Origin of the sequence: Sedimentimonas flavescens, assembly GCF_019264375.1 — a bacterium.
In the GTDB taxonomy this organism is placed as follows: Bacteria; Pseudomonadota; Alphaproteobacteria; order Rhodobacterales; family Rhodobacteraceae; genus Rhodobacter; species Rhodobacter flavescens.
Genome location: NZ_JAHVAI010000002.1, coordinates 425,473 through 446,642 on the forward strand (window position 1 = coordinate 425,473; position 21,170 = coordinate 446,642).

The 21,170-nt window shown below is 64.1% G+C and carries 21 protein-coding genes; 5 read left to right on the plus strand and 16 right to left on the minus strand.

All coding sequences use genetic code 11. The features are described from left to right. Nucleotides 1-2: 2 nt before the first annotated feature. Nucleotides 3-884 (minus strand): LysR family transcriptional regulator, encoded by an 882-nt coding sequence (locus KTQ37_RS05160; RefSeq protein WP_218629397.1) that lies wholly within the window; start codon nt 882-884, stop codon nt 3-5. Between the two features lie 133 nt (nt 885-1,017). Between KTQ37_RS05160 and KTQ37_RS05165 the strand changes: the two genes are divergently transcribed. Genes KTQ37_RS05165 through ygiD form a run of 3 tightly spaced genes read left to right on the plus strand, consistent with a single transcriptional unit; the run spans nt 1,018 to nt 2,944 of the window. After that, nucleotides 1,018-1,644, plus strand: coding sequence for an NADPH-dependent F420 reductase (locus KTQ37_RS05165; protein ID WP_218629398.1), 627 nt, complete (start codon nt 1,018-1,020; stop codon nt 1,642-1,644). A gap of 21 nt (nt 1,645-1,665) precedes the next feature. Further along, a complete protein-coding gene (locus tag KTQ37_RS05170; RefSeq protein ID WP_218629399.1) occupies nt 1,666-2,070 on the plus strand; it encodes a DoxX family protein in 405 nt (134 codons plus the stop codon). Nucleotides 2,071-2,125: 55 nt separating this feature from the next. Next, entirely contained in the window at nt 2,126-2,944 is an 819-nt protein-coding gene (gene ygiD / locus KTQ37_RS05175) for a 4,5-DOPA-extradiol-dioxygenase (protein WP_218629400.1), read from the plus strand. Nucleotides 2,945-2,962: 18 nt separating this feature from the next. On the opposite strand, the gene KTQ37_RS05180 is transcribed toward ygiD, so the two are convergent. From KTQ37_RS05180 to rocF, 10 genes are all read right to left on the minus strand, one after another. Then, nucleotides 2,963-3,721, minus strand: coding sequence for a DUF6969 family protein (locus KTQ37_RS05180; protein ID WP_218629401.1), 759 nt, complete (start codon nt 3,719-3,721; stop codon nt 2,963-2,965). A gap of 60 nt (nt 3,722-3,781) precedes the next feature. After that, entirely contained in the window at nt 3,782-4,501 is a 720-nt protein-coding gene (locus KTQ37_RS05185) for a protein tyrosine phosphatase family protein (RefSeq protein WP_218629402.1), read from the minus strand. A gap of 24 nt (nt 4,502-4,525) precedes the next feature. Beyond that, complete coding sequence (locus KTQ37_RS05190) at nt 4,526-5,167, minus strand: DUF6691 family protein (protein WP_218629403.1); 642 nt, start codon at nt 5,165-5,167, stop codon at nt 4,526-4,528. Then, complete coding sequence (locus KTQ37_RS05195; protein WP_218629404.1) at nt 5,164-5,679, minus strand: YeeE/YedE thiosulfate transporter family protein; 516 nt, start codon at nt 5,677-5,679, stop codon at nt 5,164-5,166. Before KTQ37_RS05195 ends, KTQ37_RS05190 begins: the two co-directional genes overlap by 4 nt. A 146-nt stretch (nt 5,680-5,825) precedes the next feature. After that, nucleotides 5,826-6,560: an ABC transporter permease subunit gene (locus KTQ37_RS05200; RefSeq protein WP_218629405.1), complete on the minus strand. Its 735-nt coding sequence runs from the start codon at nt 6,558-6,560 to the stop codon at nt 5,826-5,828. Beyond that, nucleotides 6,557-7,255: an ABC transporter permease gene (locus KTQ37_RS05205; RefSeq protein ID WP_218629406.1), complete on the minus strand. Its 699-nt coding sequence runs from the start codon at nt 7,253-7,255 to the stop codon at nt 6,557-6,559. The genes KTQ37_RS05200 and KTQ37_RS05205 overlap by 4 nt, the downstream gene beginning before the upstream one ends. 54 nt (nt 7,256-7,309) lie before the next feature. After that, entirely contained in the window at nt 7,310-8,035 is a 726-nt protein-coding gene (locus tag KTQ37_RS05210) for a transporter substrate-binding domain-containing protein (protein ID WP_218629407.1), read from the minus strand. Nucleotides 8,036-8,058: 23 nt separating this feature from the next. Beyond that, a complete protein-coding gene (locus tag KTQ37_RS05215) occupies nt 8,059-8,835 on the minus strand; it encodes an ABC transporter ATP-binding protein (protein WP_233677273.1) in 777 nt (258 codons plus the stop codon). A 177-nt stretch (nt 8,836-9,012) separates the two neighbouring features. Then, the gene (locus tag KTQ37_RS05220) at nt 9,013-10,059 is read right to left on the minus strand and encodes an ornithine cyclodeaminase (RefSeq protein ID WP_218629408.1); all 1,047 of its coding nucleotides are present in this window, start codon (nt 10,057-10,059) and stop codon (nt 9,013-9,015) included. Further along, on the minus strand, nt 10,059-10,985 hold the full coding sequence (gene rocF, locus KTQ37_RS05225) for an arginase (RefSeq protein WP_218629409.1): 927 nt from the start codon (nt 10,983-10,985) through the stop codon (nt 10,059-10,061). The genes KTQ37_RS05220 and rocF overlap by 1 nt, the downstream gene beginning before the upstream one ends. A gap of 118 nt (nt 10,986-11,103) precedes the next feature. Between rocF and KTQ37_RS05230 the strand changes: the two genes are divergently transcribed. Together KTQ37_RS05230 and KTQ37_RS05235 are read left to right on the plus strand one after the other, a co-directional pair. Next, nucleotides 11,104-11,535, plus strand: a complete 432-nt coding sequence (locus KTQ37_RS05230) for an Lrp/AsnC family transcriptional regulator (RefSeq protein ID WP_218629410.1) — start codon at nt 11,104-11,106, stop codon at nt 11,533-11,535. A 33-nt stretch (nt 11,536-11,568) separates the two neighbouring features. Further along, entirely contained in the window at nt 11,569-12,414 is an 846-nt protein-coding gene (locus KTQ37_RS05235) for an asparaginase (RefSeq protein WP_218629411.1), read from the plus strand. A 25-nt stretch (nt 12,415-12,439) separates the two neighbouring features. Here KTQ37_RS05235 and KTQ37_RS05240 read toward each other — a convergent pair whose 3' ends face one another. The 5 genes from KTQ37_RS05240 to KTQ37_RS16935 form a co-directional block, all read right to left on the minus strand. Then, nucleotides 12,440-13,813 carry an aspartate ammonia-lyase gene (locus tag KTQ37_RS05240; protein ID WP_218629412.1) on the minus strand — a complete coding sequence of 458 codons (1,374 nt, stop codon included), beginning with the start codon at nt 13,811-13,813 and terminating at the stop codon, nt 12,440-12,442. Nucleotides 13,814-13,918: 105 nt separating this feature from the next. Continuing rightward, nucleotides 13,919-14,824 (minus strand): LysR family transcriptional regulator, encoded by a 906-nt coding sequence (locus tag KTQ37_RS05245; protein WP_218629413.1) that lies wholly within the window; start codon nt 14,822-14,824, stop codon nt 13,919-13,921. A 107-nt stretch (nt 14,825-14,931) separates the two neighbouring features. After that, nucleotides 14,932-17,223: an arginine/lysine/ornithine decarboxylase gene (locus tag KTQ37_RS05250; RefSeq protein WP_218629414.1), complete on the minus strand. Its 2,292-nt coding sequence runs from the start codon at nt 17,221-17,223 to the stop codon at nt 14,932-14,934. Nucleotides 17,224-17,458: 235 nt separating this feature from the next. Next, complete coding sequence (locus KTQ37_RS05255) at nt 17,459-18,463, minus strand: Hint domain-containing protein (protein ID WP_236021076.1); 1,005 nt, start codon at nt 18,461-18,463, stop codon at nt 17,459-17,461. Nucleotides 18,464-18,714: 251 nt separating this feature from the next. Beyond that, nucleotides 18,715-20,766, minus strand: coding sequence for a choice-of-anchor F family protein (locus KTQ37_RS16935; RefSeq protein ID WP_218629415.1), 2,052 nt, complete (start codon nt 20,764-20,766; stop codon nt 18,715-18,717). Nucleotides 20,767-21,170 lie beyond the last annotated feature (404 nt).

A 21,170-nucleotide genomic window follows, 5' to 3' on the forward strand; every position in this document is an offset into this window, starting at 1 on the left:
TCTCAACCCAACTCGCGCACGGCGAAGTCGATCAGTGCCCGCACTTTGCGCGGCAGAACCGGCCCATCAAGATAGATCGCATTGAGCGGGCGGCGCGGGGATTCATAGCCCGGCAGCAAGGCCACCAGGCGTCCCTGCGCCAGATCGTCCGCGAGAACGAAATCGGGGCAAAAGGCGATGCCACAACCCGCCAGCGCCAGATCGCGCGCCGCGCGCGCACTGTTCACCAGAAAGCGCCCCTTGACCTCGACCGGGACAACCTGGCCAGCATCGAGAAGCTCCCACCGGGATGCAGCCGCGCGGTTCGTGTCGAGGATACAGGCGTGATTGGTCAGATCGGCGGGGTGTTCGGGGGCACCGTTGCGCGCCAGATAGTCGGGCGAGGCGACAATACGGCTGCACACCTCGCCCAGTTTGCGCGCCCGCAGGGCCGAAACACGCGGCACACCAATCCGGAAGGCAAGGTCGATCCCCTCGGTCGCCAGATCAACAAAGCGATCGCTCAGGCGCAGATCGATGGTCAGATCGGGATGGGGTTCGGCAAAGCGGCGCAGCATATCTTGCACAAAGACCTCGCCGAAGGTCACCGGCGCCGAGACGCGCAATACGCCGCTTAGCCCCCGCCCCTCTTCACCCAGTCCCGCGACCAGATCGTCAAGCTCATCGAGCAGAACGGGCGCGCGGGCCAGCAGATCCTCCCCCGCCGGGGTCAGCCCCACCTTGCGCGTCGTGCGCTGCAACAGCCGCACGCCAAGGCGCAGCTCAAGCTCGGCCACATATTTCGAGGTCAACCGGTTCGACACGCCCAACCGCTCGGCCGCCGCGGTGAACGACCCGGTCTGAGCGGTTGCGACAAAAGCCCTGATCCCTTCGAGTAGATCCATACGACACCAATTAAGAACAAAATGGCGATAGTCATTCGCTATCATCGCCATTTTGTTGTCGAACGCAATGACGCATCTTCCGCTCATGACGAATGACACCCCCGGCAAGCCGGGGCGACAAAAGGAAGAGCACATGAACATCGCAATCATTGGAACCGGAAACATCGGCGCGGGTCTCGCGCGGGTGTTTGGCAAAACGAAACATGGCGTCGTGGTCGCGGACCGCGAGGGCGGCCAGTCCGCTGCCGACAAGCTCAAGGCCGAGGGCGTGCGCGTTCAGGCCACCGACGTGGCAACCGCCATCAAATCGGCCGAAACGGTGATCCTGGCCACGCCCTACGGCGCCTCGGCCACGATCGTGGCGGAAGCGGACCTGAACGGCAAGATCGTCGTCGATCTGTCGAACCCGGTGACCGAGGATTTCTCGGCACTGCAACTGGGCCACACCACTTCGGCCGCCGAAGAGATCGCCCGCCTCGCGCCCGGCGCGAAAGTGGTCAAGGCCTTCAACACGGTCTTCGCGCAGCATTACGCAGGCGATCTGAAGATCGGTGGCGCACCGATCCAGACATTCGTCGCCAGCGACGACGCCGAGGCGAAAGCAACCGTCACCACTCTCGCGACCGATGCGGGCTTTGAGGTCCGCGACGCGGGCGGGCTGAGCAACGCCCGCTACCTCGAGCCGCTCGGCTACATGAACATCCAGTTCGGCTACATGCTCGGTCAAGGCGCCGGCATTGCTCCGAAATGGGTCGGCTAATTCAGGACAGGAAACAGACCAATGATCGACCTCAAACTTGCCCCCTACGCCGTATTGCTGCTGCGCGTCACGACCGGCGCCCTTTTCCTTTACCACGGGCTTGTGAAGCTTTTCGTTTTCACCCCTGCGGGCACCGCCGGCTACTTTGAATCCATCGGCCTTCCCGGCGCGCTAGGCTATCTGACCATGCTTGCCGAGATCGGCGGCGGCCTTGCGCTGATCCTTGGCCTCGCCGCCCGCTACGTCTCGGCCGCGCTGGTGCCGGTGCTGCTTGGTGCGGCCTTCGTTGCCCACTTCGGCAATGGGTTTGGCTGGAGCAACCCCGGCGGCGGTTGGGAATATCCCGCGATGTGGGCGCTGGTTCAGGCCACGCTTGCCTTGCTGGGGGATGGCGCCCACGCCCTTTACCCGCTGCGCCGTCGCTGAGACAATACGCCCGCCGCATCCCCTGCGGCGGGCCAACCGCCAGGAGGAACAGAAGATGAGCGTTGCACAGAAACTTCAGGCCCTGAAAGACAGCCTCAAGGCCTCGGACCGGATGCCGGTCGTCTTTCTTGGCCACGGCAGCCCGATGAACGCGATCGAGGATAACGATTACGCCCGCAGTTGGGCCGCCCTTGGTCGCAGCCTACCGCGCCCGCAGGCGATCCTTGTCGTCTCGGCGCATTGGATGACCCATGGCACGACGCTGGTCGATGTCTCGACGATGCCGCGCACGATCCACGATTTCTACGGCTTCCCGCCCGAGCTTTATGCCCAGAGCTACCCGGCCGAGGGCAGCCCGGAGGTCGCGAAAGAAGTGATCTCGCTACTGGCCAGCCACCATGCCGAGGGCGATGACCGATGGGGCCTAGATCACGGCGCATGGTCTGTCCTTGCGCGCCTCTACCCCGAGGCCGACGTGCCGGTGTTCCAGCTGTCGATCGACATGACCAAGGACATGGACTGGCACCTCTCGATCGGCAAGACCCTGTCAGAGTTGCGCAACCGGGGCGTTCTGATCCTTGGCTCGGGCAATGTGGTGCATAACCTGCGCACCATGCGGTGGGGCGGCTCGCCCTATGACTGGGCGCAGGAGTTCGACGCCCATTTCGCCAATCGTCTAGGTGAACGTGACATGGCCGCACTGGCCGACCGTCAGGGCCTTGGCCCGCTGTTGCAGATGGCGCATCCCTCGCTGGATCACTACCTGCCCGCGCTGACGATTGCGGGGGCCTCGGACGAGCGCGACCAGCTAATCTTCATGAACGAAAGCATCGATATCGCCTCGGTCTCGATGCGCAGCTTCGTGTTTTACTGAGCAACCGGCAGGCGGCGCTTACAGCCCAAGTGCCGCCTCAACCGCCGCGATCTGCGCCGGGATATCCAGAGCGACCTCGCTGGTATTCTGCAAGCGGCGATCCTCCAGCGTCTCGGCCGCATGGCGCGAGGACCAGTCCATGATTACCGCATCGCGCAAATGCAGCAGCGCGGCCAGCTGCGGCAGGTGCAGCCGCACCATCGAGGTCAGCCATTTGCTGACCGCCCAGTTCGGGTGGGCAAGTTCGATGGCGAAGCGGTCCAGAAGCGGCACGATATCGGCGGCGCGATAGAGAGTTTCATCCGTGACCCACCGGTTCGTCGTGAACAGCCGAAGCGGGCGGCCATAGCCATCCACGCTGATCGCGCCGATATGGATGAAGCGCGCGGCCTCGTCCTCGGTGATCACCGCGCCCGAGAAGGCCCAGGGCTTCAGCCCCGGCGCGAGCCCCGCAGGCCGCACGAACAGGTGGAAGTGACCATTCTCGCCATCGGCCATCTCTTCGGGCGTGTGCGAGTGGTAGAAGTAGTGGCTGTGGGTCTCGGAGTCGAAGATGTCGCCCTTGGGATAGCGCTCCCATATGACGAAATCGCCCTGGCCGCGCAGCACCTCGGAAATCACGCTCATGCCAGATTTCTGCAACGCGTGCTCGCATTCCAGAACGGTCGCGGCGGCGTCATGCATGTCTTCAAGACGTTCGACCGGCAGCGCGGTCAGATCCAGCGGCGCCAGTCGCCGTGACAGCGGCTTGTCGGGGGTTGCTCGGTGATCCGCCATGTCTCCTCCCGTGTCGGGCCGCGCCGGTGGCGCGACCCCGCTGTGCATGGCGCTGACCGCTCAGAGCGGCGGCAGGCCAAGCTGTTCGCGCACCGCCGGCTCGCGGCTGGTCTTGAGGCCGATGGCACGGCCCTCTTCCACCGCAACCTCGGCCGGAACGCCTTTCGAGGCCCGATACAGCGCCCACATCGCGCCTACGCGGTTGGCAGATTCGCAATGCACGAGCATCGGGTAGTTCGCCGGATTTTCGACGATAGCGGCGAATTCGGCAACCTGTTCGGCGGTCGGGGCCTTGGTCGGCACCTGGATGCCGATGAAGGTCATGCCCGCCTTCTCGATCATCGGCTGCTCGGTGTCGGCACCCTCTTCCGAGGTGTTCAGGCTGACGATGGTCTTGAAGCCCATCCCGGCCAGCATCCCGATCCCCGAGGGGTCGATCAGACCGCCCGTCCCCACATAGGGCGTGGCACGCGTGTAGTTGGAAACGATATTGGGCATCTCGTTGCCATAGACCGCCTGCGGATACTTGGTCGTCGTATCATAGGGGCCCGAGGGCATCGCGGCGGCCTCGGCCGAGGTGGCCGGGGCCGGTGCGGCGGCGGGCGCGCAGGGGTTCGCGGGCTTCATCGCCGGAGCGCAGGGGTTGGCGGGTGCCATCGCGGGCGCACAGGGGTTGGTGCCCTGAGCGCGGCTCATGGCCGGAACGGCGGAACCAACGGCCAGCGCGGCCACCGGCACCAGCGCCGCACGAAGCAGGCTCTTGCGGGTCTTGGTCTTCATGGAACGATCTCCTCCCTAGGATCTTCAGATTTTCATCGCATGGCCCGAGGCCGACATAGGCTCTTCTCCCGCAGGGGTGCAGACCTCCTCTGCGGTCAGCGGGCCACCACGCGCGCGTTCGAGCAGCGAGCCGACGGCGAACCCGGCAAGGGCAAACACCCCCAGGATCACCAGCACCGCCCATTCGGGAATGCCCAGCAGATCCGGCAGGCGCTGTGCGTCGGGGCCTTTGCCCGCAAAGTAGAAATCCTGCAACGGCTCATAGACGAAGGCGAAGGCGGCCGTGCCGCCAATCATGCCGATGGTGAAGACCACCGCGTCGATCCGGCCCGACGAAATCCCGACCAGCGAGGTGCCGGGGCAATAGCCGCCAAGCGCGAAGCCGCCACCGATCAGCAGACCGCCCACCAGGATCGCCCAGAAGAAAAGCGTGGGCACAAAGACCGCGTTGTCGGCGATGATCCCGCCCATCCGCAGCAGGTACAGGCCCACCGCGCAGACCAGAACGGCGGTGAACATCACCTTGAACACCGAGAAGTCCCGCAACGAGAACTGCGCCGTCAGTTTGCGCGGGCTGCCAAAGCCCGCCGCCTCCAGCGCGTAGCCGAACAGAACGCCCGAGATCAGGCCGCTTGCGATGCCGTAGTCATAAAGCGGAAAGCTCATTGCCAGGCCCTCCGGAAGACGGCGCTGACAAGGAAGCCCGCCGCGAAGAACCCGATCAGGAAGACGAAGCCCGCGACCGCAAGCGTCGCGCCGCCCGACAGGCCAAGGCCGCTGGTGCAGCCGCGCGCAAGCCGCGCGCCAAAGCCCACAAGCGCGCCACCGATCAGGGCATAGACCATACGTTCGCCACGCCCGATGCTCGGACCGCGCTCAACCTGAACACTGATACGGCCAGCATTGCGGCTACCCAGATAGGCGCCGATCAGAACGCCAATCGCTTCCCAGGTAATCCACGACACGAGCGGCTTGCCCGCCTGGATGAAGGGCCCGAAATAGGCGTTTGTCGCGGTCGCCTCGGGGGCGACCCACGCGCTGGTCTGCGCGGCAAAACGGGTGATGAAGCCCGAGGCCCCAAGCCCGTTTCCAGTAATGACGAATGTCAGCAGCAGGGCCAGACCCAGTGCGACACCCGCAGCGACGGGCGACCAAAATGGCTGTGGTTTCTCGATCATGCGCCTCCCCCAGACATGAATTCATATTCGAATTCGATGATATTAGTGTTTCGGGAAAGATCAATGCCTTTGACGGAGGCGCGCGCGGCACAACGAAAAAGGCCCGCACAGATGCGCGGGCCTTTCTGGTCATTTTCCGAAGTGCTTTAGGCAACGCGAAGGCGCTTTTCCACCGCCCGCAACCCCGCCGTCAGCAGAAGCGCCAGCAAAGCGTAAAGAACCGCGCTATACATGTATGTCTCCAGCGAGTAGCCGCGCGCAAAGACCGAGCGGGTCTGCCCCATCAGGTCCATGACCGTGATCGTCGAAACCAGCGCCGAGCCTTTCATCAGCAAGATCAACTCGTTCCCATAGGCCGGCCAGGCCACCCGGAAGGCCTGCGGCAACAGGATCCGGCGCATCGCCATGCCGCGCGACATGCCACAGCTGAGCGCGGCCTCAAGTTGCCCCGGAGGCAGCGTTCCGATCCCACCGCGCAGAATCTCGGCGATATAGGCCGAGGTGTTGATGGTCAGCACGGCAAGCCCCACCGCCCACCCGCTTTTGAAGAATGGCCACAGGATGCCCAGCTTCTCCGGCCCAAGGCTGCCAAGGCCGTAATAGACGATCCAGAGCTGCACGAGCAGCGGCGTGCCCCGAAAAACGTAAGACCACGCCCACGCCGCCGTGCGCAGTGCGCGCTGCCGCGACACGCGCGCCACGGCCACCAGCGTGCCGATGCTCAGGCCGAGCGCCGAGGACAGCAGCAGCAATTCGAGCGTCACGAGGAAGCCGTCGATGTAGCGCGGGCAATAGGCGGCAAACCCCTCGGGCGTCACGCCCTGCGCGGCATAGCAGACCCCGTCCGAGATCGCGTATTTCAGATCCTGATACAGGCTCATCGCGCCATCCCCCGGTTCGCCCGCGCCTCGAAGGAGGCGCGCATCTTGTCCGAAATCGCCGTCAGCAGCAGATAGATCGCCCCCGCCGCCAGCAGGAACATCAACGGCTGACGGGTGACCTCACCCGCGACCTTGGCGACGCGCAAAAGCTCGTCGATGGCCAGAACGGCGGCCAGCGAGGTGTCCTTGAGCATCACGAGCCACAGGTTCCCCAAGCCCGGCAGCGCGATGCGCCACAACTGCGGCAGGCGGATGCGGTAGAAGATCTGCCAGCGGCTGAGGCCGACCGAGTGGCCCGCCTCGATCTGGCCATTGGGCACGGCAAGCCAGGCGCCGCGGATCACCTCGCAGCCATAGGCCGCGAAGATCGCCGACAGGCCGCCCACGGCGGCGGCGAACTTGGGCACCTCGATGCCCCCCTCAAGGCCCAGCAGCGCCGCACCGGCGGCAACCGCCTTTTCGGTGCCGAAGAAGGCCAGAAGCAGGATCAGGAACTCGGGCACGCCGCGGATGAACAGCGTATAGCCCTGCGCCAGCCAGCGCAGCGGCGCGAAGCGCGACAGCTTGGCCAGCGCCAGAACCATCCCGAAGGTCAGGCCGATGGCCAGCGAAACCACGGCGAGTTGCACCGTCAGGGCCGCGCCGCGCAACAGATCGTCGCCCCAGCCCTCGGCGCCGAAACCCAAGAGTTCCATTATCTTGCCTCCCCCGGAAAGCGGCGGGCCGCGCGGGCCCGCACGCATTCGGCCTTAGTGGATGTCGGTGCCGAAATAGCCGGTCGAGATCTGGCCATAGGTACCGTCCGCCACGATGCCCTCCAGCGCCACGTTCAACGCGTCGCGCAGCTCGGCGTCGTCCTTGCGCACGGCGATGCCGATCTGATCGCCGATGTCGATGCGGTCACCGACGACTTCGAAATCGGGGTGGTCCTTGAGCCAGTCGAGCGCCGGGAAGTAATCCGACACGATGCTGTCGATCCGGCCGGCCTCAAGGTCGGTGAACGACGCGGTCAGCGTGTCGTAAAGGCGCAGATCACCGCGCGCGCCGACCTGTTCCTCGGCCCAGGACGACGAGATCGAGGCGCGCTGCGCACCAACCGCCTGCTGCGCGATTCCGTCAACCGTCAGCCCCGAGCCCTTCTTGGCCAGCAGCACAAGGTAGTTGCTGTAATAGGGGTTGGTGAAATCGACGGTCTGCTTGCGCTCTTCGGTGATCGACATCGAGGCGACGATCGCGTCGTATTTGTCGTTCACGAGACCCGGGATGATCCCGTCCCAGTCCATCGCGATGATCTCGCACTCACGCTCCATCTTGGCGCAGAGCGCCTTGGCGATATCAATGTCGAAGCCCACGACCTCGCCGTTTGCGTTGATCTCCGAGAAGGGCGGGAAGGCGCCCTCGGTGGCGATGCGCAGCGGTTCGGCAGCGGCGGGCGACGCGGCCAGAAGGGCCAGCGCGATAAGGGTCTTTGTCATTGGATTCTCCCTGGGTATTCCGGTCAGAGGACCTTGTTCAGAAACTGTTTGCAGGCGGCGGTCTGCGGATCGCCAAAGATCTGCTCGGGCGCGCCGCGCTCGCCGACCTTGCCTTTTTCGAGGAAGACGACCTCGGTCGAGACCTCGCGGGCAAAGCCCATCTCATGGGTCACGACCATCATCGTGCGCCCTTCCGAGGCCAGATCGCGCATCACCGCCAGAACCTCGCCCACCATTTCGGGGTCGAGGGCCGAGGTCGGCTCGTCGAACAGGATGATCTCGGGGTCGAGCGCCAAAGTCCGCGCGATCGCCACGCGCTGCTGCTGGCCGCCCGAAAGCTGGCTGGGGTAGTTGTCGACCTTGGCCGACAGGCCCACGCGGTCCAGCAGGTCCTTGGCGCGCTCGATGGCCTCGGCGCGGGCCATGCCACGCACGCGGATCGGCGCCTCGATGACGTTTTGCAGCACGGTCATGTGAGACCACAGGTTGAACTGCTGGAACACCATGCCCAGATGGGTGCGGATCTCGCGCAGTTCGCGTTCCGAGGTCACGCGGCGCTCGCCCCGCGACGGATCCGGGTCGGACAGTGGCATGCGCTTGCCATGCACGAAAACCTCGCCGCGCGTCGGGATCTCAAGCAGGTTGAGGCAGCGCAGGAAGGTCGATTTACCCGACCCCGAGGCCCCGATCAGCGAGATCACGTCATGCGTGCGCGCGGTCAGGCTGATGCCCTTGAGCACCTCGAGATTGCCGTAGGATTTGTGCAGATCGCGCACGTCGATGATGGCATCGGCGCTCATCTAGTCTCCCTTTCCCGTTGGGCGCCTCTCCCCCCGAGAAGCGCGACAAGGTCATCCCTTTGGGCAGCGCCCAAAAACACTTGCCAATTCGCGCATCGTGAATGTCGTTCTGACCGAAGTGATCAGTTCGATGCGCGAATGGCGTAGATTCCACCTGTGGTAGCGAGGGTGCGGCGATCAGGCCGCGCGCATAACCATCCCGAACAGATCACGCGGATCGTCCGGGTCCGCCAGCATGTCGAGCGGCGCGAAATAGTCGGTGCCCTTGATGCGGTCATGGACGTAGCGCAGCGCCGAGAAATCCTCGATCGCGAAGCCTACCGAGTCGAAGAGCGTGATCTGCTTGGCATCGCGACGCGCGGGCAGCTCGCCACGCATGACTTGCCATAGTTCGATCACCGGGTGGTCCTCCGGCAGCTGCTGGATCTCGCCCTCGATGCGGGTCTGCGGCGGGTATTCCACGAAGATATCCGAGCGCAGCAGGATATCCTTGTGCAACTCGGTCTTGCCGGGGCAGTCGCCGCCGATGGCGTTGATATGGACACCCGCGCCGACCATGTTGTCAGTCAGGATCGTGGCATATTGCTTGTCGGCGGTGCAGGTGGTGATCACCTGCGCACCCTCGACCGCCTCGTTGCCCGAGGCGCATTTCACCACCTCAAAGCCCTGCGCGATCAGGTTGCGCGCGGCCTTTTCGGTGGCCGCTGGGTCGATATCGTAAAGCCGCAGCCGGTTAATCCCGCAGATCGCGCGGAAGGCCAGCGCCTGGAATTCGCATTGCGCGCCGTTCCCGATCATCGCCATGACCTCGGCGCCCTTCGGCGCAAGGTATTTGCCGACCAGCGCCGAGGTGGCCGCCGTGCGCAGCGCGGTCAGCACCGTCATCTCGGTGAACAGGATCGGGTAGCCGTTGGCCACCGACGAGAGCACGCCGAAAGCGGTCACGGTCTGATAGCCTTCGCGCATGTTTTTCGGGTGGCCATTGACGTATTTGAAGCCGTAATTCTCGCTGTCGGCGGTCGGCATCAGCTCGATCACGCCATCTTGCGAATGCGAGGCCACGCGCGGCGTCTTGTCGAACTCGGGCCAGCGCTTGAAGTCTTCCTCGATATAGCCGGCAAGCTCGGCCATGAAGCGCTCGGGCCCGGTGGCATTCACAAGGCGCATCATGTTCTCGACGGAAACGAAGGGCACATAGGCCAGGTGCGAAGGGGTCGGTTTCATCAGTAGCTCCGGGTCATGCGGTCAAGAACGCGGCGGCCGAACAGGCTGGCCGTCAGGTCGCACATCAGTTTGGCGGTACGACCGCGTTCATCGAGGAAGGGGTTGAGTTCGACGAGGTCGAGCGAGGTCACGAGACCCGAGTCGCACAGCGTCTCCATGATCAGATGCGCCTCGCGGAAGGTGGCGCCGCCCGGCACGGTCGTGCCCACGGCGGGCGCGATGTCGGGGTCAAGAAAATCGACGTCAAAGCTGAGGTGCAGCATCCCGTTTGCGGCGCGCACACGCTCAAGGAAGGCGCGCAGCGGCGGCAGAACGCCGGTTTCGTCGATGGCGCGCATGTCATGCACCTCGATCCCGCTGCGCAGGATCAGCTCGTGCTCCGCCGGATCGACCGAGCGGATACCCATCATGCAGATGTTGCGCGGATCGACGGCGTGGCTCAGCGGCGGGTAGATCTCGAAGCCCGGCTCACCGGTGAAATAGGCCACGGGCGTGCCGTGCAGATTGCCGCTTTCGGTGGTGGCCAGCGTGTGCAGATCGGGGTGTGCATCAAGCCACAGGATGAACAGCGGCCGCCCCTGCCCCGCCGCATGGCGCGCAAGGCCCGCGACCGTGCCCGCAGCCATCGAGTGATCCCCGCCCATGAAGATCGGGAAGTCATGATCGCGCGCGGCATCGAAGGCGGCGCTGGCCAGAACCTCGATCCAGGCACGGGTCTCGGCCAGGTCATGAATAGCGGCATTGGCGTGGCTCAGCGCCTGTTGCGGGGCAATCGACAGATCCCCCAGATCACGCACGCTCCAGCCCAGATCGGCCAGAGTTTTGCCCAGGCCCGCGGTGCGCAGGCTGGCCGGTCCCATCAGGCACCCCGGCTGCGACGCGCCCGTCTGGATCGGCGCGCCGAGAATCGAACAGCTACGGCTCATCTTGTTCTCCCTTATGGCGAACAAGAATTCGTGAATCCGATGTAGAAACTGATTGCTAAATTGACCCGATTGACGTCTATTCTGCGCAAATTGAACACCGTCCAGGACAAGACGCGTAATGAGCACGCCCCTCTCCCCCACCGACCGCGCGATCATCGCCGCGCTGCGCAACGATGCGCGCATGTCGATCACCGAACTGGCGCATCGCGTCAGCATCTCGCGCACCACTGCCAAGGCCCGGCTTGAGGCGCTCGTGCGCGAAGGCCGCATCCGCCGCTTCACCGTCGAGACCGACACCGATGTCGAGGGTGAGGTGCGCGCAATTACCATGGTCGAGTTGCAAGGCAAGATGTCGCGCAACGTGATCCGTACCCTGACGCGCATCCCCGAGGTCGCCACCGTCTACGCCACGAACGGCGCCTGGGATCTGGTGGTCGAGATCAAGACCGACAGCCTCGTCAATTTCGACCGCGTCCTGCGTGAGATTCGCGAGGTGCCGGGCGTGCTGAACAGCGAAAGCTGCCTGCTGCTTGCGCATGTCACGAACTGAGCCGGCCCAGTTGCGAACCTCTGGAGGCCGCGCATGAAGCTCTTGCTGATCCACACCGGAGGCACGATCGGTATGGTGCCGGGCGCGCAGGGCCTGACGCCCCGGCCGGGGCTTGTCGAGGCCGCTATCGCCGCGCGTCTGCCCGAAAACATTCACCTGACCAGCCATGTCTTCGACCCGCTGCTCGACAGCGCCAATGTCGGCCCCGCCGACTGGAACCGGATGCTCGACCAGATCGACGCGCATGCCGCGATGCCGGTGATCGTGACGCATGGCACGGATACGATGTCCTTCACCGGCGCGGCCCTATCGCGGGCGCTGGTAGGATCGGGGCGGCGCGTGGTGCTCTGCGGCTCGATGGTGCCGCTGGCGCAGGGCGGCGATGCCGAGGGCAATCTTGACCTCGCGCTGCGCTCGGTTCTGCTACCGGGCGAAGGGGTGCATCTGGCGTTTTCCGGCCGTGTGCTTTCTGCGGCGGGACTGATCAAGCACGACAGCCACGCCTCGGACAGTTTCCGCAGCCAGCCGCAGGCGCCGCTACACCTGCCCGCGCGGCGGCGCTTTGGCGCGCAGCGTCTGGCGATCCTCAGCCTCTCGCCGGGGCTTCCGGCCGAGGCCCTGCGTGCGGCCTTGGGCACACTGGACGGTGCGGTGTTGCGTGTGTTCGGGGCGGGCACGGCGATGAGCGATCCTGCTCTGATAGGGGCGCTGTCTGAGGCCGTGCGGGCGGGCAAGCGTATCCGTGCGGTCAGCCAGTGCGAGGCCGGCGGGCTTGCCCCCGGCGCCTATGCCGCGGGTGCAGCCCTTTGGGCGGCGGGGGTCGAAAATGGCGGCACCGAAACGCCCGAGGCCGCCCTGATCGAACTGTGGCTGAATTGAAAAAGGGGGCCGAAGCCCCCCTTTCCTATCGGATCATCGCCTCAATTTCCTCGGCCGTGCCATAGCCAAGCTTGACGGCGGTCTCGATGACCTGCGCGCCCTCGGCCAGCGCGGTTTTGGCGACCTTGGCAGCCTTGCTGTAGCCGATATGCGGCACCAGCATCGTCGCCAGCACCAGCGAGTTTTCCAGCGCCCCCTCGCATTCGGCGATATTCGCCTCGATCCCCTTCACGCAACGCTCGGCCAGCGTGTCCATCGCATGCATCAGGATACGCATGCTTTGCAGCACGTTGAGCACGATCACCGGCTCGAAGGCGTTCAGCTGAAGCTGCCCGGCCTCGGCGGCCATGGTCACGGTCAGGTCGTTGCCGATCACTTGGAAGGCCACCTGGTTCACCACCTCGGGGATCACCGGATTGACCTTGCCCGGCATGATCGACGACCCCGCCTGTACCGCTGGCAGCCGGATCTCCATGAAGCCCGAGCGCGGCCCCGAGGACAGCAGCCGCAAGTCGTTGCAGATCTTGGAGAGTTTCACCGAGATGCGCTTGAGCACGCCCGAGAAGGTGACATAGGCGCCAGTGTCCGAGGAGGCCTCGATCAGGTCAGTGGCCAGTTTGGCCTCCAGCCCGGAGACGATGGCAAGCTCGCGCACGGCGGCCTCGGCATAGCCCTCGGGGGTGTTGACGCGGGTGCCGATCGCGGTGCCGCCGAGGTTGACCTCCAGCAGCAGGTGCGAAAGCCGCCCAATGATCTCGACATCCTCAAGGATCGTCGCGGCGAAGCCCGCGAACTCCTGGCCCAAGGTCATCGGCACGGCGTCCTGCAACTGGGTGCGGCCGATCTTGCGGATGTGGGCGAAGGCCTCGGCGCGTTCCTTGAAGGCCTCGACAAGGCGCAGTTGGGCTGCGCGGAAGTCGTCGCATTGCGACACAATCGCCAGACGCATGGCCGTGGGATAGACGTCGTTGGTGGATTGCGAGCGGTTCACATCGTCATTTGGGTGCAGATAGTCATACTCACCCGGAGCATGGCCCATCCGCATCAGGCCGAGGTTCGCGATGACCTCATTGGCGTTCATATTGGTCGAGGTGCCCGCCCCCCCCTGGATCATGTCCACGCGGAAGGCGTCGTGATAGCGGCCCGCGACGATATCGGCGCAAACCTCTTCGATCACCCGCGCCTTTTCGCCCGAAAGCACTCCAAGCGAGCGGTTCGCCCGTGCCGCGGCGGTCTTGACCCAGGCCAGTGACCGGATGAACTCGGGGAAGAGGTTCAGCTTGATCCCCGAAATCGGGAAGTTATCGATCGCCCGCTGCGTGTGGATGCCCCACAGGCAGGTGCTGGGCAGGGTGATCTGGCCGAGGTTGTCCTCTTCGATGCGCATCGCGTGATGCATGTCTTTCTCCTGTATCGCGCTGCACGGTGCAGCTTGGCGACACAAAAGCGTCACGCGGGCGCGCAAGTCCAATGCCGATGCCGCATGGCCCATGCAGGCCTTGCATCACCCCTGCGGGACCGAGGCGCGAAGGGCCTCCCACACGGCCTCAATCTTGGGGCCAAGCGGGTGGCGCGGGCGGAAGGCGCAGATTTCTAGCTCCATCGCCCAGTCCTTGTCATCGACCGGCGCGATCTGCTCGGCGCTCGCGGCATCCACCGTGCTTTGCGGCAGCCAGCCGACGCCGTAGCCCGCCACGATCACCTCTTTGAGCACATCCGACATGTCGCATTGCACGGTCACCTTGTAGCTGGGCCGGTGTGATGCGCGTTCCAGCACATGCTCAAAAAGCCGCGCGAAATAGGCGCGCTGCGAATAGGCGATCAGTGGAAAGGCGCGCTCGGGTGCGCCCGGAAAGCCGAAACGCTCGCGCGCCGCCGCGTCGCGCGTGGCATAGGGCAGGAAACGGTCGCGCCGCAGGGCAAGCCGTTCGTGACTGGCCAGCGCCTCATGCGTGGGCAGCGCGGGCGCGTCATGCGCGAATAGAATCTCGGCATCACCCGCGAGGTAGCGCGCGGTTACCTCGCTCGTGGTGCCGACGATGACCGAGAACGAGGTCTTGGTGCGCGGCCCGATGACCCCCAGAATGCGCTTGAACTCGGACCGGGCCAGCACGTTGGGCATGGCCAGGCGGATCTGGCTCATGGCGTCGAACTGACTGCCGCGGATCGAAGCGCGGGTTTCGAGCAGCCGCTCGACCGAGACCTGCGCGGTTTCGCGAAACTGCTCGCCCGCCTCGGTCAGGCGCACGGGCTGCGAGCCCTTCACAATCAGCCCCGTGCCCAGCCAGTGTTCGAGCGACTGGATACGGCGCGAGAACGCGGCCTGGCTGACATTTCGGAACTCGGCGGCGCGGGTGAAGTTGCGCAGCTCGGCAAGTGCGAGAAAATCTTCGAGCCAACCGATATCCATGGATGCCCCTTGGCGACTGTTCTGGCGACTATCTTAGCAAGTCGCGACAGCGGCGACAAAGAAAGACGCACCCCACCGCGAAGGCGGGATGCGGTCTGTCACTGCGATCACTCGGCGACGCAATCGGCGAAGTAATGCACCTGCCCGTCAGGGCCGACCTCTTGCACGAGGCCGTGGATATCCGTCTCGAAGCCCGGGCATTCGCGCGCGAATTCGCGGTTGAACTTGAGGTACTCGACGATCTTCTTGTTGAAGACCTCACCCGGAATGAGCAGCGGGATCCCCGGCGGATAGGGGGTCACGAGGCTGGTGGTGATGCGCCCTTCCAACTCGTCGATCGGCACGCGCTGCGTGGTGCGCCGTGCGATATGCGAGAACGCATCGCTCGGCTTCATCGCGGGGGTGTGGTCGCTCAGGTAGATGTCAGTCGACAGGATCGCGACGTCATACTTGGCATAAAGCGTGTGCACGTGATCGCACAGATCGCGCAGGCCCATCTGCTCGTAGCGTTTCTGGCTTGCGCAGAACTCGGGCATGACGCGCCACATCGGCTGGTTCTTGGCGTAGTCGTCCTTGAACTGCTGCAACGCCGCCAGAAGCGTGTTCCAGCGGCCCTTGGTGATGCCGATCGTGAACATGATGAAGAAGCTGTAAAGCCCGGTCTTTTCGACCACGACGCCATGTTCGGCCAGGTATTTGGTGACGATCGAGGCCGGGATACCGGTCTGCTCGAAGCGTCCGTCGAGGTTGAGACCGGGCGTGATGATCGTGGCCTTGATCGGGTCGAGCATGTTGAAGCCCGGCGCCATGTCGCCAAAGCCGTGCCAGCTATCCTCGCCATCGGCCAGTTGAACGCCGTCCTCGTCGGTGCGGCGCAGAACCCAGTCCTTGTTGCGCCCGATGCCTTCCTCTTCCAGCGCCTCGGGGCCCCAGACCTGGAACCACCAATCGTCCTCGCCGAATTCCTCATCGACCTTGCGCATCGCGCGGCGGAAATCGAGCGCCTCGAGGATGCTTTCCTCGACCAGCGCGGTGCCACCCGGCGGCTCCATCATCGCAGCGGCCACGTCGCAGCTTGCGATGATCGAATATTGCGGGCTCGTCGAGGTGTGCATCAGGTAGGATTCGTTGAACAGATGCCGGTCGAGCTTGGTGTCCTGGCTGTCCTGCACCAGAACGTGGCTGGCCTGGCTGATCCCCGCCAACAGCTTGTGGATCGACTGCGTCGCGTAGGTCACCGAATGCTTGGTGCGCCCACGCTTGCGGCCCATCGCGTGGTAGGTGCCGTAGAACGGGTGGAAGGCCGCGTGGGGCAGCCATGCCTCGTCGAAATGCAGGTTCTCGACATAGCCGTCGAGCATCCCCTTGATCACCTCGGTGTTGTAAAGCACCCCGTCATAGGTCGATTGCGTCAGCGTCATGATGCGCGGCTTAACTGTTTCGGCGTCGTAGCCTTCCAGCAACGGGTTGGCGCGGATCTTGGCCTTGATCGACTCGATCTCGAACTCGGCGTGCGGGATCGGGCCGATGATGCCGTAATGGTTGCGCGTCGGGCGCAGGAAGACCGGGATCGCACCGGTCATGATGATCGAATGCAGGATCGACTTGTGGCAGTTGCGGTCCACCACGACCACATCTCCGGGCGCGACGGTGTGGTGCCAGACCATCTTGTTCGAGGTCGAGGTGCCGTTCGTCACGAAGAAGCAATGATCGGCGTTGAAGATCCGCGCGGCGTTGCGCTCGGACGCACCGATGGCGCCGTTATGGTCCAGCAACTGGCCGAGTTCCTCGACCGCGTTGCACACATCGGCGCGCAGCATGTTTTCGCCGTAGAACTGGTGATACATCTGGCCGATCGGGCTTTTCAGGAAGGCCACGCCCCCCGAATGCCCCGGACAGTGCCAAGAATACGAGCCATCCTCGGCATAATCGAGAAGCGCGCGGAAGAACGGCGGCTGGATGCCCTCCAGATAGCCCTTCGCCTCGCGGATGATGTGCTTGGCGACGAAGTCGGGCGTATCCTCGAACATGTGGATGAAGCCATGCAACTCGCGCAGGATGTCGTTGGGCAGATGCCGCGCGGTCTTGGTTTCGCCGTGCACGTAGATCGGCACCTCGGCGTTCTTCCAGCGCACTTCCTCAATGAAGTCGCGCAGGCGGATGATCGCGGGGTCAAGCTCGGGTCCGGGGGTGAACTCTTCGTCATCGACCGAAAGCACGAAGGCCGAGGCGCGCGACTGCTGCTGCGCGAATTGCGAAAGATCGCCGTAGCTGGTCACCCCCAGCACTTCGAACCCTTCGTTCTCAATGGCTTCCGCCAGAGCGCGAATACCCAGACCTGACGAGTTTTCCGACCGGAAGTCCTCGTCGATGATGACGATGGGAAAGCGAAATTTCATGGGAGTCTCCTATCCGGAAAACAGCGGTCGGGGAAATCAAAGTGCGGTGACACGTTCCAGCCCCCCCTCGTTTCCGGCCGCCGCGGCGCGGAAATCGGACCTGTTTCTTTCCTGTAGCGGGGGTGCCGTCAAGGCCCTTGAAACATAGGCGCCCGCATCCCGCGTGCAACTGCGGCAAATGTGAATTACCGGCCGGGTCCGAACGGGCCAAAGGATGGCGCGCAGCGCCCGCGCCTTAGCCACGCGGAACGGTCAGAGGCTTGCGATTGCGCAGATGCCGTTCGGTCAGCTTGCGCCCGTGGCGCGCGCCGATCACCGGGTGGGCGAGCGGCGGGATCTCATCTTCAAGATCGGGGAAGATCTCGCGGATCTCGCGCAGCGTGGCGCTTGCCGCGGATTTCACGAACTGCGGCCCAAGATAAAGCGACTCGGTCTCGGCCCCGTTCGAGATCAGGATCTCGTGCGTATCGAGCAGGATGTGGAAATACTCGACCATGTCGAGGTCTTCCACGATGCCGACACCGGGATACCCCAGCAAGTGCTTGGCCGGCACAAGAACCTCATCGGTCTCGAACATGCGCTGCGCGATGGGCGAGCGAACAAGCACCCGGTGTTGGGGTGAAACGATAAGATCCTCGGACGGGATGCCCGGCCCCAGGGCACCGGCCGAGATGCGGATCGGCCGCAGGTGCGGACGTTCGCGCAACTCGCGCGTCAGGCGGCGCGACCCGATCCAGCGGATCTCGGCCGCGCGCCCGGCGGCGGTCAGAACCTCATCGCCGATGCGCAAATCCTCTACCCGGCAACGCCCGCCCGGAACCTCGATCCAGGTGCCGCGCGCGAAGCAGGGAACGTCGTTGTAGGGGTCAAGAGAGGTCGGATAGACGGGAAGAAACTCGTTGACCATGTCATCGAGCAGACCGGTTTCGCCAGCCGAGACCGGGAGGATCGTATAGACATAACCGTCCGATTTCCCCAGTGAGGGGTCGGGGTTGTAGAGGCGGTTATTGGTGGTATCGCCGCGAAGCTTCGTGCCAGCGCTTCCGGTGGCGTCCTCCCACTCTTCGGGCGAAATCTTGCCATCCCCGTCACTGTCGATGATCACCAGTTCGTAGAGACCAGGATCCGGCGGCGGATCCACTCCGAACCACACGAGAACCGGCGTGGAAGCCGCCTGAGCGGTTCCGGTCGCCTCATCGACCGGCGTTCTCTGCCACTCGTATTCGTTCTCTAGCAGCAAATTCCCGCCCTTCAGGCCGACAGTTTCAATCGATCAGGTTCAGTCCTATCGGCGCGGGAACCTCGCAATCAAGGGCTATATCCTCTATTTCTAGCAGAAAGTCGCGATTTGGTGCCGTTAGGAAAGGTATTCGCATCAAACCGTACCAAATCAGTGCGTACACACCCCTCCCCCAAAAAAACCGGTACAGAAAAGCGGGCCGAGGTAATCCCCGGCCCGCCCGCGTACTCTTAACTAAAGCGTCAGCGTGCTCAGAACGCCATTTTCAGCGCGACCTGCACGGCGTGGTTTTCGTAATCGTCGCCGAACGAGCCGACATATCCGCCCTGAATGCGCGCGCCGCGCCCGTTCGCGCCCGGCATCGACGACGAGAAGCCAAGCGCCACATCGACCCAGTCCTGATCGAAACCATCGACCGGCGCCAACCCGCCCGGCAGGCCGACAAAGCCCATCCGGATCAGTTGATCATCGCCCGAGGCGTTGTTGTAAGACAGGCTCGCGGTCAGGCGGCTGTCCGAGGCGTTCAGGCGATAGTCACCCTTTACCCCAAGCGACGCCACGGTCACGTCGCCCGACTGATCGCCGACCGAGAGGTTCCAGGCGTCGGCGCCGGTTTCGGTGAAGCCGTCAACCTTCTGGTGGTAATACTCGATCCCGCCCATCGGGCCCCAACGCAGGGCGCCGCGCTCGAACATGTAATCGGCCTTGATCGCCGCGAATATCTGCGAGCCGTCGGTCTCGCCCTTCGCCGTCAGGTCCATGACGTTGCGCGAGGTATCGAAGGACAGATCCTGATAGCCCAGGATCGCTTGCACGGTACCGCCCTCGCCAAAGGCCTTGCGACCGAAGAGCGCGAGCGAATAGCCCTTGGCGTCGATCTCGCCGCGGTCGTTATAGGCCTCGCTCGTGGCGCTGGCCGCGCCGAGCATGACGCCCACCGACAGGGTCGGGTCGATCATCCGCTCGACACCGCCGCTGACGCCGAAGCTGTCCACGTCGTAGCCGATGCTATTGGCGGTGCTTTCATAGCTTGCGGCCGCGCCCTGGAGGCTGACGAAACCATATGTGTCGGCACCCAGCATCCAGCCGTTCGGCAGGCCTTTCGAGGACAGAACCGCCCCGTCAGAGCCGCTTTCCGCGCCAAGCCCGTCAAAGGCCAGAACCTGCGCGCGGCCCATCTCGAAGCCAAGCCCACTGAAGGCGGAGAGGAAGCTGAAGCCCGTACGCTCCAGCGCCTCGGCCTGCTCGGGCGCGTCCAGCGCGAGGATCGCGGCGATGGCGGACTGGTATTCCTCGGCATTGCCCAGATCGAAATAGGGTACGTTGGCCGCCGCATCGAGCAGCGCCGCAGTCACGAACTGATAGTCGCTTTGGGTTTCCTGCACGATATCGGCGAAGATCGGGGACAGGCGCAGCGTCACCTCATTGCCCGCAACATCGCCAAGGTCGATCATGAAGTTGAGGTTGAGGTTGCGCAGGTCCTCGATGATAGCGACCTCGAAGAGCGCGTTACCCTCCATCAGCGCCACGATATGCTCGGGCAGTTCACCGCCCGGCGCATATGCCAGATCGTCAACGGTCACGCCAAGGCTGTCGGCGAGCGCTGCAAGGCGCAGGTCCAGATCGCCCTCTTCCAGCCCGAGGTTGCCGTAAAGCCAGGCGCCCTCGCTCAGATTGTGCCAGGCGATCAACACCGGTTCGTCGGATTCGATCTCGGTGCCGGTGACGTCCCAGAAATAGGCGTCGGGCACCATGCTGTCATCAAGCAGCGCATCGCCGAAATAGGTCGCGTGCGTGGCGTTCGACAGCGCGCTGAGGTTCAGCGCCGGGTTGACCGTCTCGACCGTCATGTCAGCACCCGAGCCGTCGAAGAAACCGATGCCGGTGCCTTCCTGGCCACCGTCGCCGAACAGACCGTCGGGCAGGTTCGCATAGGGGTTGAAGTCAGGATCAAAAAGCGCAGCCGTCGCCGGATCGCTCGGGTCCATGGCCACGAAATCCGCGCCCGTGCCGGTGCCGAATTCGATGGTGAAACCGGTGATCCGCGCGCCGGTCAGGTTCGAGGTCTTGCCATAAAGGAAATACTCGGTGATGCCCTCGCTCGGCTGCGTGCTCAGGCGAATATCCATCCCATCCTTGCCGGTCAGGCGCGTCTTGATGCGCTTGCCCGCTCCCTGCGAGGCCGTGCACAGGATGTCTGGGTTGTTCGCCATCAGGCAGTTGTCCACGCCCTTCGGATTGTCGGGGTTGTCGAAATCGCCATTCGGCGTCAGCGTGACCGCCTTCAAACCAGGCTCAAGCACCCCTCGGCCGGATCAGCGAAGATGTAGCCGTCGCCGATTACCTCGATCACCGGAAGATCATCGAAGGTACCCGACCAAAGCGGTGCCGGTAGTATGGAAAAAAGCGCGATCGGTGCCACCGTCGCAAACATGGCTCTGCTAGCTCTGCTCACAGTCTGCTCCCTACAGAAATGTCGGATTGCCTTGTCGTAAGACACATCACCCGATCGGCCCCTGCAGGCAGCCGACGCCCCCCGATCCGGCGGGGCTGTACGCGCCAAGACACCTCTGGCCCTCTGACGCCAGCAGAGGGAGGAAGCGTTTCGCGCGGGTTCAATTACTACAAAGTGAATAGCCCCGCGTTTTCTAGACGCCTTCGGGTCTCAGTTTCCGCTGCCGTTCGAACTCGACGGGCGACAGCATCT